Origin of the sequence: Desulfosporosinus sp. I2 (assembly GCF_000960765.1) — a bacterium.
Lineage (GTDB): Bacteria > Bacillota > Desulfitobacteriia > Desulfitobacteriales > Desulfitobacteriaceae > Desulfosporosinus.
Genome location: NZ_JYNH01000042.1, coordinates 17714 through 32534 on the forward strand (window position 1 = coordinate 17714; position 14821 = coordinate 32534).

General features: G+C 47.2%; 23 protein-coding genes. All 23 read right to left on the minus strand.

Translation table 11 applies throughout. The features are described 5' to 3' along the window. Positions 1 to 131 precede the first annotated feature (131 nt). Positions 132 to 767: a Fic family protein gene (locus tag UF75_RS11535; protein ID WP_045574752.1), complete on the minus strand. Its 636-nt coding sequence runs from the start codon at positions 765 to 767 to the stop codon at positions 132 to 134. After that, a complete protein-coding gene (locus tag UF75_RS11540) occupies positions 751 to 942 on the minus strand; it encodes a hypothetical protein (RefSeq protein WP_015043322.1) in 192 nt (63 codons plus the stop codon). Before UF75_RS11540 ends, UF75_RS11535 begins: the two co-directional genes overlap by 17 nt. 278 nt (positions 943 to 1220) lie before the next feature. Continuing rightward, positions 1221 to 1676 carry a HEPN domain-containing protein gene (locus UF75_RS11545; protein WP_045574753.1) on the minus strand — a complete coding sequence of 152 codons (456 nt, stop codon included), beginning with the start codon at positions 1674 to 1676 and terminating at the stop codon, positions 1221 to 1223. A 106-nt stretch (positions 1677 to 1782) separates the two neighbouring features. After that, on the minus strand, positions 1783 to 2373 hold the full coding sequence (locus UF75_RS11550; protein WP_045574754.1) for a hypothetical protein: 591 nt from the start codon (positions 2371 to 2373) through the stop codon (positions 1783 to 1785). Beyond that, positions 2370 to 2636: a hypothetical protein gene (locus tag UF75_RS11555; RefSeq protein WP_045574755.1), complete on the minus strand. Its 267-nt coding sequence runs from the start codon at positions 2634 to 2636 to the stop codon at positions 2370 to 2372. The genes UF75_RS11550 and UF75_RS11555 overlap by 4 nt, the downstream gene beginning before the upstream one ends. Further along, positions 2612 to 2953 carry a DUF4406 domain-containing protein gene (locus UF75_RS11560; protein WP_052693185.1) on the minus strand — a complete coding sequence of 114 codons (342 nt, stop codon included), beginning with the start codon at positions 2951 to 2953 and terminating at the stop codon, positions 2612 to 2614. The genes UF75_RS11555 and UF75_RS11560 overlap by 25 nt, the downstream gene beginning before the upstream one ends. Then, positions 2950 to 3810, minus strand: coding sequence for a conjugal transfer protein TrbL family protein (locus UF75_RS11565; protein ID WP_045574756.1), 861 nt, complete (start codon positions 3808 to 3810; stop codon positions 2950 to 2952). The genes UF75_RS11560 and UF75_RS11565 overlap by 4 nt, the downstream gene beginning before the upstream one ends. 324 nt (positions 3811 to 4134) lie before the next feature. Then, positions 4135 to 4560: a HEPN domain-containing protein gene (locus UF75_RS11570; protein WP_045574757.1), complete on the minus strand. Its 426-nt coding sequence runs from the start codon at positions 4558 to 4560 to the stop codon at positions 4135 to 4137. Next, on the minus strand, positions 4526 to 4873 hold the full coding sequence (locus UF75_RS11575; protein ID WP_045574758.1) for a nucleotidyltransferase domain-containing protein: 348 nt from the start codon (positions 4871 to 4873) through the stop codon (positions 4526 to 4528). Before UF75_RS11575 ends, UF75_RS11570 begins: the two co-directional genes overlap by 35 nt. A 104-nt stretch (positions 4874 to 4977) precedes the next feature. Then, positions 4978 to 5319, minus strand: coding sequence for a DUF3852 domain-containing protein (locus tag UF75_RS11580; RefSeq protein WP_045574759.1), 342 nt, complete (start codon positions 5317 to 5319; stop codon positions 4978 to 4980). Positions 5320 to 5411: 92 nt separating this feature from the next. Continuing rightward, positions 5412 to 7142 (minus strand): hypothetical protein, encoded by a 1731-nt coding sequence (locus tag UF75_RS11585; RefSeq protein ID WP_045574760.1) that lies wholly within the window; start codon positions 7140 to 7142, stop codon positions 5412 to 5414. 75 nt (positions 7143 to 7217) lie between these two features. Next, positions 7218 to 7760 (minus strand): DUF6550 family protein, encoded by a 543-nt coding sequence (locus UF75_RS11590; RefSeq protein ID WP_045574761.1) that lies wholly within the window; start codon positions 7758 to 7760, stop codon positions 7218 to 7220. Positions 7761 to 7851: 91 nt separating this feature from the next. Further along, on the minus strand, positions 7852 to 8397 hold the full coding sequence (locus UF75_RS11595; protein WP_197079383.1) for a hypothetical protein: 546 nt from the start codon (positions 8395 to 8397) through the stop codon (positions 7852 to 7854). Beyond that, positions 8394 to 8789 carry a DUF4320 family protein gene (locus UF75_RS11600; RefSeq protein WP_045574763.1) on the minus strand — a complete coding sequence of 132 codons (396 nt, stop codon included), beginning with the start codon at positions 8787 to 8789 and terminating at the stop codon, positions 8394 to 8396. The genes UF75_RS11595 and UF75_RS11600 overlap by 4 nt, the downstream gene beginning before the upstream one ends. Beyond that, a complete protein-coding gene (locus UF75_RS11605; protein WP_045574764.1) occupies positions 8783 to 9160 on the minus strand; it encodes a DUF3848 domain-containing protein in 378 nt (125 codons plus the stop codon). Before UF75_RS11605 ends, UF75_RS11600 begins: the two co-directional genes overlap by 7 nt. Positions 9161 to 9183: 23 nt before the next feature. Then, positions 9184 to 9357 (minus strand): hypothetical protein, encoded by a 174-nt coding sequence (locus tag UF75_RS28220; protein WP_156146392.1) that lies wholly within the window; start codon positions 9355 to 9357, stop codon positions 9184 to 9186. 103 nt (positions 9358 to 9460) lie between these two features. Then, positions 9461 to 10333, minus strand: coding sequence for a hypothetical protein (locus UF75_RS11615; protein ID WP_045574766.1), 873 nt, complete (start codon positions 10331 to 10333; stop codon positions 9461 to 9463). A gap of 7 nt (positions 10334 to 10340) precedes the next feature. Next, the gene (locus UF75_RS11620) at positions 10341 to 11270 is read right to left on the minus strand and encodes a hypothetical protein (RefSeq protein ID WP_045574767.1); all 930 of its coding nucleotides are present in this window, start codon (positions 11268 to 11270) and stop codon (positions 10341 to 10343) included. Beyond that, positions 11267 to 12631, minus strand: coding sequence for an ATPase, T2SS/T4P/T4SS family (locus tag UF75_RS11625; RefSeq protein ID WP_045574768.1), 1365 nt, complete (start codon positions 12629 to 12631; stop codon positions 11267 to 11269). Before UF75_RS11625 ends, UF75_RS11620 begins: the two co-directional genes overlap by 4 nt. Further along, complete coding sequence (locus tag UF75_RS11630; protein ID WP_045574769.1) at positions 12628 to 13443, minus strand: ATPase AAA; 816 nt, start codon at positions 13441 to 13443, stop codon at positions 12628 to 12630. The genes UF75_RS11625 and UF75_RS11630 overlap by 4 nt, the downstream gene beginning before the upstream one ends. Continuing rightward, on the minus strand, positions 13440 to 14264 hold the full coding sequence (gene cpaB / locus UF75_RS11635) for a Flp pilus assembly protein CpaB (protein ID WP_045574770.1): 825 nt from the start codon (positions 14262 to 14264) through the stop codon (positions 13440 to 13442). Before cpaB ends, UF75_RS11630 begins: the two co-directional genes overlap by 4 nt. After that, complete coding sequence (locus UF75_RS11640) at positions 14261 to 14704, minus strand: A24 family peptidase (protein WP_045574771.1); 444 nt, start codon at positions 14702 to 14704, stop codon at positions 14261 to 14263. The genes cpaB and UF75_RS11640 overlap by 4 nt, the downstream gene beginning before the upstream one ends. After that, positions 14694 to 14821: DUF6133 family protein (locus tag UF75_RS30050; RefSeq protein ID WP_242860203.1), on the minus strand; the 128-nt coding region annotated here is incomplete at its 5' end. The genes UF75_RS30050 and UF75_RS11640, both read right to left, overlap by 11 nt.

Below are 14821 nucleotides of genomic sequence, written 5' to 3' on the forward strand. Positions count from 1 at the left end.
CTATTGATACAATAAAGCAAGCGGCTTCTTTTATCGGATGATATATAAAAAGGGAGCATTAGCCTAAACTAATACTCCCTTGCCTCTTTATGGCAGTCATCCTTATTCTACGTATTGATGATGATTTGAATTTATTCCATGAAAGTTTGAGTCATGTTATTCTCCAACAGAGGTTTGGTTATTGCAGCGAAAATCTCATTCATTTTATTATAATCACACAGGAAAGAAGCAGCACTAGCTTCAATCATTTGCTTGTCGGTCACCCTAGAAAAGTCCACGCTATAGCCTGCGTTTTCGACCAAATATTCAATAAAGAGTCTTTGCGTTCTGCCGTTTCCTTCTCTAAAGGGGTGAAGGACATTGATTTCACTAAGATAATATGCAAGACGGAGCGGGACTTCATCTTTGGAGGCATCTTTCAAATAATTCTCTTTTTTTAGCTTCTTGAAGAGCGAATCAGCATTTGTTCCTATAAACTCACAGTTGCAAAACATATTGCCTTTTGCTATGTTTACCCATCTGATTTCGCCTGCCCATTCGTAGATATCACCGAATATATACTTGTGAATCTTTCTTAAATGGAGTAGATCAAAATCGCCTTTTATAACACTTACTTTTGCATTGGCAATTCTCAAAGAGGTTATTTCTCTTTCGGCTATGTGCAGCTTCTCCGCATCCTCAATACCCAGCTTGTTTATAAGCACATTTGAATGGGGGTAACAATATCTGTGATCCCACTCATAGCTGTAATCATAATTGTTGTTCATGGCTATAGCCCCTGACAGCCGTGTGCTTTTTTATGAGTTCAGCTATCGTTTCTTCAACCAGTTTATCATTACCTACGCAATGTCTGATTCTATCTTTATCAGTCTGCGTTAGCGGCATGCCTTCCATTGACATTGAGCCGTTAACCTCATCAATGAGCTTTTCCAAATCTCTCATATGAACACCACCTACCTATATTATACTATATTTTCACTTAAAATTGAAACTGTCTATCAGCTTCTTTGTTTGGGATGCGGACGCCATCTGGCGACCTGACAGCCGCAGTTTTGTCGGTTTTCGGCATTGTATCATCTCCTTAAAATGAGTGAAAAAATGAACAGGGCAAAATAAATAGCGGCCTTGCCCTTCGTCAATAAAGAACAAGGCTGCAACCGTAAAAAAGGGCAAAAGTAAAGCACCCAACGATTTTAGGCTTGGAGTTCATAATGAATGCGTTAGGTTAGTTGCTGCCCTGCTGCATTTTCCTGCTGCTCTTTTTGTTCATCGTCCTTCTGGGCAATTTCCTCGGTAAGCTGAAGCCTTTGAAGTACGAATGCCATTATACGGTCAGCATCAGCAATAGCTGTTTTCATATCGTTGTCTGAAATTTGCATCTCGGAAGGATATACCGGCTCGCCATATCGCGCAAGTCTCTCCCAAGGCCCCATCAACCCCTCAAAAGCCTTGTCGAATTTCAGGCATATGCTGCATAACCTTCCTAAGTCTTGAGTCTGAGACGGTTCTATATTTTGATATAGGAGATATCCCTTTAGCGCTTCTTCGGCGGCCTGTTCGCTGTGATAACAGACAATTTCCAAGGGAACCGGACGCATACCTAAGAGATACTTTGCGCAACTGATATCTTTGTTTGCAAAATCAAGCCATCCTTTGACTCTGTTGATTCTCTCTATATGACATCATCCTTTCTCAGTCACTTGTTTTTCACCGGGTCCTATAGTTTGCTTCATCTCCCTTCTTTTGGCCGATTATATCGCAAAACCATTGCGCACTGGACGGTTAGTCACCTAAAATCACCCACCTTTGCCCGTCAAAGTCCTCGAACCTTTCGGTGGTCACGTTCTGCTCGAAGTACACTGCCAGGATTCGTTTGATATCCTCGCTTCCGGATCGCTTCACAGAGAAGCCCTGCTCCCGCAAGGTTTTTTCGATGCGGTTTAAGTACGGGAATATTTCTTTTTGCTTTTCATCCTTAAGCCGTATGATAATAAGAAATTCACGGGCGGTTGCCATCTGCACCTGTATTCTATCAAGGAAGCCCAGGTCAGCCTCCAGCAGCTTGCGGACGGTGGGGCTGCCCTCCTGTTCGATGCGTTCCCGGAGGAACCGCTTGTTGTCCTCGAAATTTTCACGGGAATTCAGGCAGCATATTTCGATCTCCGCCATGCCTTTCAGCACGGTCATGAGGGCATAGATTCTTGCGGAGATGCTGGCTTCCGACAGCACCGAGATATTGCTCGGCTTGATGATAAAATATACAAGTTCTCCGTGCCCATAGGTCTGCAGACTGTAATCGGTAATGTCTTTTGTGCCGATGAGCTGCCGTGTAGAAAGCTTTTGCTTAGCTGTCTTCTTTTCTTTTCTGCTCATTTTTCCGTGTACCTCCATTCATACATTTGCTGCTTGGTGATAAAAAACCCACAGGCATACTTGATAAAATCGAGGATAGAGGTGTCCTCAAACCGGATAGTCAGGAAACCGTAAAGAGCAGTCGCCACTATCGGCAACAGGAGGCCGAGCTGGGCCAGCGCAAAAACAGAGATAAGACACCCGATACCGATGATGCCGATATCCCGAAGCTGCCACAGCCACAGCACAGCTTTGGATTTTAAATTATCGGGGTAGATATACACATTTCTTCACTCCACTCTTGATAGATGATCGGGATATCCAGCTTTTCAGCTTCCGCAATCTCACGGCGCATGCCCTCAGATATCCGGTCACCGAAGGCCCACAAAGCATCACAGGAGGCAAGGAGCCGCAAGCCCATTTTGATTCCCTGTTCTCTTTCTGCCGGATTATTTTCTTCAAGAAACCTTGGGATCAATAGATGAGGAGCTATGGGACAAACTCCGCAGCTTGCGGCATAGCGGCAGTATTCTATCGCCATCCTGGTGTTGTGCTCGATATTCCCGGCGTAGTGCGAGGCTATATATACGAGTTTCATCATTTCGCCACCGCCTGTACTACCGTTCTGGAAATATTCACCGCAGACTGGGCCGCATAGATGGTGCTCATGAGGTTGGCCTTGGTGGAAGTATCCAACCCAAACTGTCCGGCGATCCTTGGTATCTCAGACGCTGCCAGCATCAGACCGAGACCGAGGAGCATATTCTGATTCCATACCAGGAGTCCGGCAATGAGGATAGTTGCCTGCAAAAATGCGGTGAGACACAAGCCTACCACCTGTTTGCTCCAGGATACAAAGCCGTCGATGTATCCACGGGGTACCGAGAACATATACAGACTCCCTACTGCAATCTGGATCAGCAGGATGCCGCCACGCTTCAGGTTGGCAAAAAACACTTTAATCACAGCGTAGCCCATGAGGATAACGCAAAAAATGCCGAGGATTGGATTCAGCCCAAGCCCCCCTAAATTGGTAAGGGCACCAAGAGCCATGGTGCTGATGCCTCCGCTGGCTCCCATCAGGTTTGAGATTCCCGAGGTAAAGCTGCCCTGCAAGGTAACGGATAACTTGTATAGCTCCACCGGCACAATGGTGAACAGGTTCACAGCCATAAAACCCTTGATGGCGTTCAAGGCAGTATCTTTTATGCTTGCCCGGCCCGACTGTGCTTCGATGGCACATTCAAACAGCGCTACCACCAGTCCGGTTCCGTACAACGCCCAGGCCAGATAACTAAAAAATGTTACGATGGCCTGTACCCAAGTCATGCCGAACAGGTCGGCTCCCATATTGCCCATCATGGAAAAGAAGTCACCGAGGAAGCCGATCAGCTGCTGATATATCCAGTCCATAATCTGTCCAAGGACAAGGTTTGCTGCAAAATCCCATATAAACATTGAGCTTTCACTCCTTTCATTAAAAATAAAAAGCCGCATCCTACGATGTGCTTTTTCGGAAGTTCCTTATATTTTCAAAAAAAACACGCTTAATCACTTTAGATTAGCGTGTTCTTCTACACTCTTAACACATTGATATACCTGGATTTTCTTGCTCATCTTCGTTGCAACACACAAAGAGTAGTGGCATTTTTATAAACGGAATCTCTTGCAAATACCATATAATCCTCTCCAAACCGCTGGATCGCCTCTGAAATATCATCCTCAGTAAAGAAGCGCCAAATGACTTCTCATTTAACGCAAAGGTTTGAGTTTGAATTGTGGCTATTCCATTGTCATCCCCTGTTCCTGAGCTTCGTGCTGCTCCTCAGTCATAGCGTGAGTAATAAAATCCATGATGTGTTCCGCTGATTTTATTGCTTCATGCATATCCGCCTCTATTACTTCGATTTCTTCCGGATAACGCACACGAACACCGAAGGGAGTCAGCTTGCTACAATCCTCGGCAATTCCATCGAATCCCTCATCCTTTAAAGCACATAGGCGGCATAGCTCGACTAAATCATGAATGCGCGGTGCTTCTTCATCGTGCATCAGCAAAAATGCTTTCAACATCTTTTCAGCAGACTGCTCGCAATGATAACAGATAATCTCCAACCGAAACGGATATAAGGATAACAGATGCTTTGCCGCAGTGAGATCATCGGCGGCAAATTCAAGCCATCGCCTGCACAGGCTGCTGATCTCCATATAAAATCACCCCGTTTCTAAATATCGTGCGCTCAATCGTGGGTAATGTTTTGCGCTGTTCAAAATTGCTCTGGGTGCCCACAAGGATATCCGCAGGCCGTTTCTTTACATGGTACAGGGCGTGCCCAATGGTTTGCATTGCCTCCAGCGGACGCATAGAGTCATCCGGGATGATTACATATAGGTCAAAATCGCTATCCCGATGCGGTTGGCCGTAAGCGTAAGAACCAAACAGATAGATTGTATTGACCGACACCGTGTCTGCTATCGTTTTAGAAATCATATCCAGTTCGCTTCTTATTTGTAAATCCATAGAGCACCCTCCTTTTCCGGCACTTTTAAAATCAACATAGAATAGAGTTTCAATTATAGTATATCCAAAAGCCAAACGATAAGCAATCATCGCCCATCCACGCTTTACATGCCAAGAATTGTCCAGATGTAGACCGGAGCCGTCAAGGTAAACACAAGGCAGGTGAAAAGGATGGCCGGAGCCGCCCACTCAAACTGCCCGTGCTTCCTATAATCAAAATAAGCGGTACCCAATTTGGCGAAGAAAAACACGGCGAGAATGAGGTCTATTGCGGGGAATACGACCTTGTTAACCACGGTTTTGATTTGCGAGGATGCGTCATTCCACGTATTTTCGATTGCTCCGGCAACATCCCCTGTAGGTGCAGCATAAGCTACCACACAGAACATTATCACAAGTGCAAGGGCAAGGCAGAAGACCACCAGGATCTTTTTACTTCTTTTCACTGCAAATTCCGCCTTTCATATTTATAATTTAGAAAATAAAAAAGACCGCCGAGCATTCATCAAAGCGATCTTCTTCATTTTTTGATATTTCTTTATGGTTTGATAGGCGCAATGTGCCAGTCATCCCATAAGCTTCCTTGTATCGTCACTGTGTCGGTAAGGTTCATAGAAAGCATCCCGGCAGGTGTCCAACAGTCGATTAAATACGTATAAGGTGTGTAGCTGCCGTCCGGGAGCCACACAGGGGTAAAGTGAACACGCCGGTCATAGGTCGAGTATTTGTTTTGCTTAAACTCGAATCTTGCACTGTACCCGCTGCTGGTTCTATCTAAAAGCCTCCAATAGTCTTTGTATTGAAACTCCGGAAAGTAGGTCACCGATGTCTGAGCACCTGTCACAGTGGAGGATTGATTGGAGCTTATATTAGCAGTCACACTGATGTTGATGCCATAGCCGGACTTCATATTATTGCTTGATGCGGTGGGCACCTTATCATCGGGCTTGATGTTTGCAGAGGCGGTCAGACTTGCAGAATAAGGGTTCCAGTCGAACTCCCACCAGCCGTGGTCCTCCCAGCTGCCGTTGTCGACCCAAAAGCCTCCCCCATTTCCATCACTATACCACTTCCAATCCGATACCCAGACCCAATACGCCTGCCACCAAGCAGACCATACGCCCCATGAGGCCGAGGTTTTCTGCGGGTTGTTTGGAATACTCGGCGTTGTGTAGGAGTCGTTCCGGTCATTGGCCGTGGGGTTGGGAGGATCGTTTTGGGACAGGTCAACAATCTTAGCGGTGATGATGCTTTTACTTGGGGAACCGCCTCCCGACACACTGACGGTGATGGTCATAGTCTGCGGGGTGGATGGTGTTGTCCAGCGCACCCACACCAGCTGGCTGTCGCTATTTGGATAGTAGACATTGTTTACCCTATAGTTTCTGCCGCCGATGTTGAAGGTTACCGATACCGGATGATTGGGATCAGCCTGCCCTCCCCGGACGGTGACTGCGGTGATGACCTCGGTGTTAACTCTGTATTCGTAGTCATAGGCACTTATCTCCGGCGGTGGATCGGCTTCACTGAACCGCACGATGCCAAGACCGAGGGAGGATATGATATCCGTATTGGACACGGGGTCTGTTGTAGAACCAGACCATGCTGGGTATCCGAGATCCGGCGTTTCGAGGAACATCCCAAGAGGAAGGTTCTTGTGAGTCAACGATGCCATCTTGCTTTGAAGACCGCCATTAATCTGCTGATCGTATAAAGCGGCTTCAGTAGCGGTCATTGCCATTTTCACGCCATTGAAAGTAAGGTATGCAATGGGTTCCAGGAGAATTTTGTAATCCCCATTAATCAGGGTATCATAGTTACAGCCTGTAATTTCAGAAATGGTCATGATCATGTATTCGGAGCAAAAGTATCTTTTAATTTCTTCAATACTTGAGTTGCCACTTGCAGTGCTTATTATTTTGGGAATTGCTACGTCTGGGTTGTTGTATGCGTATATCTGTTGACTTGGTGTTAATGACCTGCCATTATTGTATGTTACCTTTGACACCTTTCCAAAATGAGCTTGTATGTCGTTTGGTTCTTTATTTGTGAAATCAATTGGAACTGTTACAGAGGTTTTATCACTTGCTTTGATAACTGTAACGCGTACTCCTTCATCACTGGGATTCCAAAAACTTTCACCCGTACCGTTTCCTATATCACCGCCACCATGATCAATATTACCGTCCCCATCGGCATACGCAATTGTTGAAAAGAGAGTGGTCAGCATCAAGACCAGCACAAGCAGAATGCCAATTTTTCGTTTCATAATACCTCCTTAAAAGCAAAAAACACAGCAGTTCTGCTGTGCTTCTTGCGATGTTTTTATTTTATTGTTTGATGGCTAATCCATTGACCCCACCTGTTTATTAATGTCACCATCTGAGCCTACCTTTGTACCCTGACCTCCCGTTTCTTTCTGCCAACCAAATCCCGGCACATATATCTGACCGTCTTTCTTTTCACCAGCCTTGGATTCTGTCGGCTTGCTTACAGTGGTATCCTCCGGCTTGTATTCGGGAGGCTTTACCGGATTGGTGACCACCCCCTGCGGTGTTGGCTTTTTGGGTGGTTCCGGTTTTACAGGCTCCGGCGTATTGGACTGTACGATTTCATTAGAATTCTGAGATGATGTACCACCCTGCGGCGTGCCTGACTCTGTTGGGCTCACCACGATCTCGTCTTTTTTCCCTGCCGTTTCATTAGGCTTGGTTGAATCGGGGTTCGGAGTAATCTCGTTTGCCACCGTATTAGATGGAGGTATTACATTCTCCTTGACAGGTTCTATTTGAAATCTGGAAGATATTGCAACTATAAGAACCACACAAACGATGGCAAGGCATCCGCTTACAAGCAGTCGTTTGGTTTTGCTGTTCATACTTTTCATGGGTTTTTAACCTCCTTTTAATCAGTTTAGCTCTATTAATTCACACCCTACCAGAAGAGTTTACCAAAGTCCAGTGAAAGGATGTGAATATTCAAAATTTAGAGGTGTATCCGGCCTCTACCTTGAGGTTTATCCGCATGGGAGGCAATGACTTGCTTCCAAAGGACACCGGGACCTCCAAGGTAATGGCTGCATCTGCAAGAAATTTCTGCGCTCCATCGGGATTTGATGGCGCAAAGGGCGCATTAATGATGTTTACCGAGAGGTTGGAGAGCTTAAACTCCACCGTTTCTCCCGCATACTTAATATGAACCCCGCCGTTTTTTTGCAGTCCAAGTGTCCGGTCCAGACGGTCATAAATGTCACCATAGTCAAGGCGGTCCTCCCATGTAGAACCAGACAGAGCATATCCTCCTGAATATCCCTCCCGGACTCCATTGTATACATCATCATAGTTGTCGTTGGCGGCTGCAATCACGGCGGACTGGACGGCATCCCGGACACCGGAAGCAATAATCATCAGCCGCATGTACTCCGAAATGCCGCACATGATGATGACAAGGGCAAGAGCGATGGCCACCACAAGAGGAAATGCCGACCCCTTCCTTTCCCTTATTATGCCATATAGTTTTCTCATTTCCAATATACCTCGCTTTTTCCGGTGGCCTGTGCCGTCAGGGTGATGGGAAACGAGCCGAAGCCGCCAAAAAGTCCGATGTTGGTCTGCATGGACACTGTCACTGTGAATTCTTCATTGAGCTGTATCCAACCTGTCTTTGACCATGAGATGGTGGGATTAAGTCCTGTTTTTTCCCGGAGCACCTGTGCTCTTGTGCTGGTTTCACTGCCCACACGACCTGCAATTTCAGCCTCCCTGCACAGCTCATTGGCGAAGGTATCCAGTTGATTTTTGGCAATGTAGACGGGAAATACTTTAACGGCCAGGGCAAGTACCAGCATGGCACAGAGCACTAGCACGGCCACATCGATGTATCCCTCACCGCGCTTATTGTGCAGCTTTTTCAGCATAATCGCATCCCCTTGTACTGTTCGGGTTCGCAGAAGGCTTCGTCCAGCTCATAGTCCTGCTCGGCACCTCTTTTGTCAGCAATACTCCAGAGGACATACTCCATATCCTCATTAGAGACTTTCCCTTGTTCATTCAGCCACTGATCCCGCACAACCTCCAGCGGGTTTTGAAAGCGCAGCAGGTATTCCAGATGGTCGGTATTGCAGCCACCGTCTTTCAATTCCTGATAGACTTGCTTGGTGGCGGCAATTTTCTCGGCTTTATCTATCAGCTCGGAACTTGTCATACCTTGAAGGTCGTTTATATATGCCACGTAGTTGGCATCGATCTTTTTCTGAAACAGTTTCTTCGTATTGTCATTTTTGTCCATGATATCCTCCTTCACTTATAGATTTACATGGATTGTGCCTGCCCTATATTGACTTCGGCGCAACAAGGAGGAAGTATCAAAACACTGTTACCGTTGATATATTCCTCCAGCATCTTCTGTGCTTCGGTAATCTGATTGCGCCGATCATACCATCTGCTTTCCATCTCACAGAAGGTATCTGCAACTGTTTCACGCACATGCAAGTGTAATATCCGGCAGCATTCAAAAGCGTTTCTTTTCCATGCTTTCGGGCGATTCCTTTCAGCGTCTGCATCTTTCCAGACATTTTGCAGTCCTCCTTTAAAACATCCCGCCTAGGGATTTGATGATCTCCAATGCGATGATAATAAGATAGGTCAGCAGAAAACACATCAGTATAAGAAAGGAAAAGATGCGGATTTTGGGCGGTATCTTCTGTGCCTGGGTTTTGAGGCGCTGAAGCTCAAGCAATTTGAAGTCATGGGCGATCATCTGAAAATAGACCGCGCCATCGTCGCCACGAAGCACACCGATAAGCCCTCGAACCACATCGGAGAGTTGCGGGGAATTGAGCCTTGCCTCAAACCTTGTCAGTGCTGCTTCGTAGCTGGAGGAACGCATATCCGCGCAGACAATGTCCAATTGACCAGAGAAAGAGCTACCTGCATTCTTCTTGAAATTCTCCAGAATGGACAGCACATCACGGCTGTTTTTCAAGCCTTGCTCTACGGTGGCTACAAACCTCGGCAGCTCGCTTTCAATTAGATCCCTCTTGGCTCTCAGGCACTCATCGGCTCTTTGACTCTCTTTGAAATAGACTGCCACCGCAAGCAATACAAGCACCGGGGACAGCAGGGGTAAAAGCAAAAGACAGGGGATTATTCCGAGGAATATTGCTCCTGTCTTGACATATGCGTAAGCCGTGTAGGTTTCGGGAGTCATTTGGATGCCTGCTGCTTTGAGGATGCTTTTCAGACGGCTTTTCTTGTATTCATCCATGCGGATCAGCCTGGAGACTTTAACCGCCGCATCCAAGAACAGCGCTTCCATGGTCCTGGACAACTTTTTGTCTTGCCGCCCTGTATTGATCATCGCTTTGGATGCTTTCACAGTTGGCAGCTTTAAGATATCTGCAAAAACAAAAAAGAGCCCCAGGGCAAGGAAGACTGCGAATATAAATAGTAGGGATATCAATTTATCTTCACCTCCTAAACTCGATGGGCTTAGTCAGCTTAATCACAAAAGCTGTTGAAACAAAAATCAAAACCGCCGTCACCGCAAGAACGATTTGTCCTATCGCCGTATGCATCAGCGTATTGTACCAAGAATGATTTAGGGCATACATGAGGGGAACGTTGCCGATGACGAGGATCACCATGATGATGAATTCCTTTCTCGGCTCGAACATAAGGTACTCAAGCTCCGCGTTGACGATTCTCATATCCGACAGCTTACTTATAATCGGCGTAAGGGTGGTTTTCATTCCCCGATCATACTGGCAGGCGCTGATGGCATCACACCATTCTTGAAACACTTCATTGTCAATCTTAGGTTTCATTGCTCTCAGGGCCGCATGCACATCAGGGTTGATCATCTTTATCTGCGTGAGAAACTCAGCAAATATATCACGGACGGGCGGATTTAAGTAGTCAAGGTTTTCCTCCACGGCGGTCAGGATGTCTTCATTCCGGAGGTATGCCGTTGTAATAATGGACAGAGCGGTTTCAAGCTCTGCAGCGATATCTTTCTTGTAATGGTTTGCCGTCAGCTTCACATACCAGATGGGCAGGAACATAAAGCCCCCTGCAAGCACCGGCACAAGGAACATATTTCCCATCACGATGGCAATGGAGGCACCCAACGCGAACAGTCCAAGGGAGCAGACGCAAATCAGAGAAAAGCGGCTGCTTCGGTCAGTCAGCTTGAGGATGTTCTGTACCTCCATGATTTCTCTTCGGAAACAGGAAGGCTTTTTCCGTTGCGTCGCCTCGTTGATTTCGGCTTTGATGCTTGGGTGTCTCGCGGTCAGGGAACTGAACAGGCTGTCGGCAAATTCTACAGGTGACAGCCTAAGAAGAATAAAAGCACCAACAATGATGCCGATACAGGCAATAAGTTGAAGCAGGCTCATCTCTCAGAGCCTCCTTTCAGTATTTTATTGAGAACCTCCTGGGGCATGCCGTTTTCTAAAAAACGCTTTTGCAGGCTCTTGGAAACTGTATTCTCTTGTTGATGGCTGCCGTTGATAATGAACCTGTCGCCGTCCATCCGGTTCTCGGTGATGTTGAAGCGGTATAGACTGCGGAAGTTTTTCTGTCCATCCGAGAGGATTTCACACTCCATCACTTCCATCATCTTGCGCTGCTTGTTTTCAAGCTGCTTGGTGAAGACCACAATCGGAAACGCCTCGGTGACAAGGGACATCAGGGTATCATCCGCAATATCGTATTTTCTCTTGCAGAGGGTGATCATCCTGCGCCATGTCGCTTCACAGGAGTTGCTGTGGATGGTGGTCAGCACGGTGTGCCCGGTTCTCGCTGCCTCCTGTGCGGTATAGGCTTCCGAGGAACGCATCTCCCCAACACACACGATTTCAGGATTAAACCGCAGCGCCATATCCAGCAGGCTATCCTGATCAATGTTCTGCTTCTCATTTTCGCTGGAGCGTGTGAGGGTATGGATGACACTGTTAACAATCTTGTCGTCCTTTTTACGCACCAGGGCAAGCTCACGGCTGCCGTTCTCTATGGTAAAAATCCTTTTAGAGTCGGGGATAGTGGTCAGCAGCCATCCAGCCAGGGTCGTCTTGCCCGAGGAGGTGGCTCCTGCCACACACACCGATATGCCATAGCGCAGGCATTCCGAGAGGAAGTCCAGCATCTCTTCCGTGGCGGTGCCGCCTCTGACAAAGTCGGCTTTTCCAAGGTGCTGCGGATTGACAATTCGAATGGAGGCTGCCACACCCACGTCCTCGTCCACAAGGGGTGTTTTCAGTACGGCAATACGGATGTTTTTCGACAGGTGTCCGAGGATGGCAGGGCTGGAATTGTCCAGTACCATGCCGGATACATGGAGCATCCTTCGGACCACATTGATGGCGTGTTCAGGGGAGTCAAATTGTTCGTCCAGCTTGACAGTCTGCCCATTGGAATATTGAACCTCAATGTCGTTCCAGGCATTTACATCGATTTCTTCAATGCCGGTGCCGAAGATATATTTGGTTAAAAAGCTGAATTCAGCCATCTCCGTGTAGAGCGCATCAATGAGCTGCTCGGTGGTCATATCCTTTACGGCTATGCGGTAATCCATCAGGTATTTGCTGATGTACCGTTTGACCTGCTCCTTGACCTCATCCTTGCCGCCATCCAGAATGAGGGTGGAGTATTTGCTTGATATATATTCCTGCACATCGCGAAGTACGGCTCCGAAATCCTTGGAGGTATTGTCTGGGCTAAAAAAAAGGCTGTGGTTTGCCGCTGCAGTGATGCTCATATCCCGAACACCTCCTTGCTGATTTTTTCAAGTTCCTTGCGAAAGCCTTTGCTGTCTTTCAGTCCCAAATCCTTGAACAGATCCCCCGACAGGTACTGCTGCTCCACTTCCTCCGAGTAGGGGATGGTAAAGGTGACGCCGTTTAATATCTGCTCCATGTTCTCCTTGGCCTCATACTGCTTCACATTGGAAGCGATTTTATACTGCTTGTCGGCATCCCATTTCTGGTCCATCAGCAGAGGAAGCTGCGAGGACAGATAGGAAATGGACTTCAAATCACAGTTGACAAGGCGCAGCACCGCATCGGATTCCATCAGGGAAACCGCCGACAGGATATCTGTGGCAATGATGCTGCCGCAGTCGATGATGACATAGGGTGCAACGTTTCTTAGATGTTCGATCAGCTCCACTGCCTGCTCTGCCGTATAGGGCGGATAAGTAAAGACGTTCTCACCTTTCAGCATGCCGATCAGGGTGATATAGCTTTGCTTTTTGTGCAGCACACAGTTTTGCTTGATGAGATTATCCGTTACATGGGTTGCAGCAAGGATGCTGCCCAGGGATTTTTCACATTCGACATCGGAGGGCGGACAGATGCAGGGCAGCGGTGGTGCGGTCATATCACACAGCAGGAGTGCCACATTCTTTCGCTTGCTTGCGAGATGCTTGGCCAACTTGACACTGACAAGGGTCTTGCCGGAGGAAGGACTGCCCCATACGGCCAGCACCTGGTTGTCGGATTCCGGTTCAGGAGACTGTTGTTCACTGCCGGTTTTGCGGGAGAAAATGCTGCCGGTTTTAAAATTAATCATGACGTCTCCTTTTTGGGTACGGTTTGCTTTGGCACGGCAGTATCCTCCTTGGTTACTGCTTCGTTTTTTACTTCTGTCTTTGGATAAAGCTTAGCAATTACTGCATCTTGTGATCCTATAAATTTTGCTGCATTATCTTTCGTACCCCTGTAAACAAGAGACAGATGGAGTTTGCCGTCCGAATCAAGCTCGGCAAGAATTTTAGACTGCTCCGGGGATGCGAGGAGGGTTACGGTAGAAGGCAGAGCCTTTTGATTATCGTTTTTCATGGTATCCGCTGCCTGTTTTCCACCGTTCGTGTCGTAGCCGGTATTGGCAGTGACTGCAATAACCTCAACATACTGAAGCTCTGCCGGAATGACTGTTGTGCCCTGCTTCCTGTAGTCGGGAGCGATGACCGAAACGATGTCGCCGGAGATCAGCTTGCCCGATAGACCATTGGAAAAGTTCTTAATGGTGACAGAAATTGCCTGTTTTTCCCCGCTCAGGTTATATAAATAGGCATTTCCTTCGGTAGGTACGTCAGCGAGCTTGGCTTTTAAAATATAGTCACCTGTGAGCAGATCGGTGGTTGCATATCTGCCTACTGCGGTATCCGTGCTTTTCACCACATCCTTTGGCAGATTGTAGTTGCCTACTTCAATGGTCTGCACCTTGTCCTTGGTAATCTGATCCCCTGCTTTGATGTCCTTGGTTACACGGATGATGCCGACCTTTTGGGATAGGCCGGAATTAAACAGCGGTGTTACTACAAAACAGATGATCAGGGACAGCGCAATGCAGATTATACCGAGAACGGTCCTGTTTTTTAAAAAACTCATAAAGCGATTCCTCCTATATTCATGAAGTATATGGCTATACAGCCGATGGCTAGAAAGGGTGCAAGAGGGAATGATTTTTGGTATTCCCGATTTCGCAGCCTTTGCACTGTAGAATAAACGGCATAAAAAAGAAGCATTGCGGTCAGCGCAATAACGGATGCCGCAATGCCTCCTGTGATGCCAAGGACGATTCCCGATGCAGCCATCAGCTTGATATCGCCCCCACCCATACCGCCAAAAAACAATGCGGCGAGAAGAAAGGGCAAGGCTGCCAGAATGCCCAACAGCTTCACTGGCTCAATGAGTATAAAGCCTGTCATAGCAATGAGGAGACAGATGGCATCGGGGATGATCCTTTTTCGGATGTCAAAGATGGTCGCCGCCAGCAGCAGGGCAATAAAAAGACCGCCCTGCAACAGGAGCGGCAGGTTAGCCTGCATAGTTGAACATATCTTTGATACGTTGGGTAAGTATCGGCAGGACGGTATTTCCAAACAGCGCATAGAGTCCTGCAAGCAGCAAAGCACCCAAAACGACCGAAATTAAAATCTTGATAG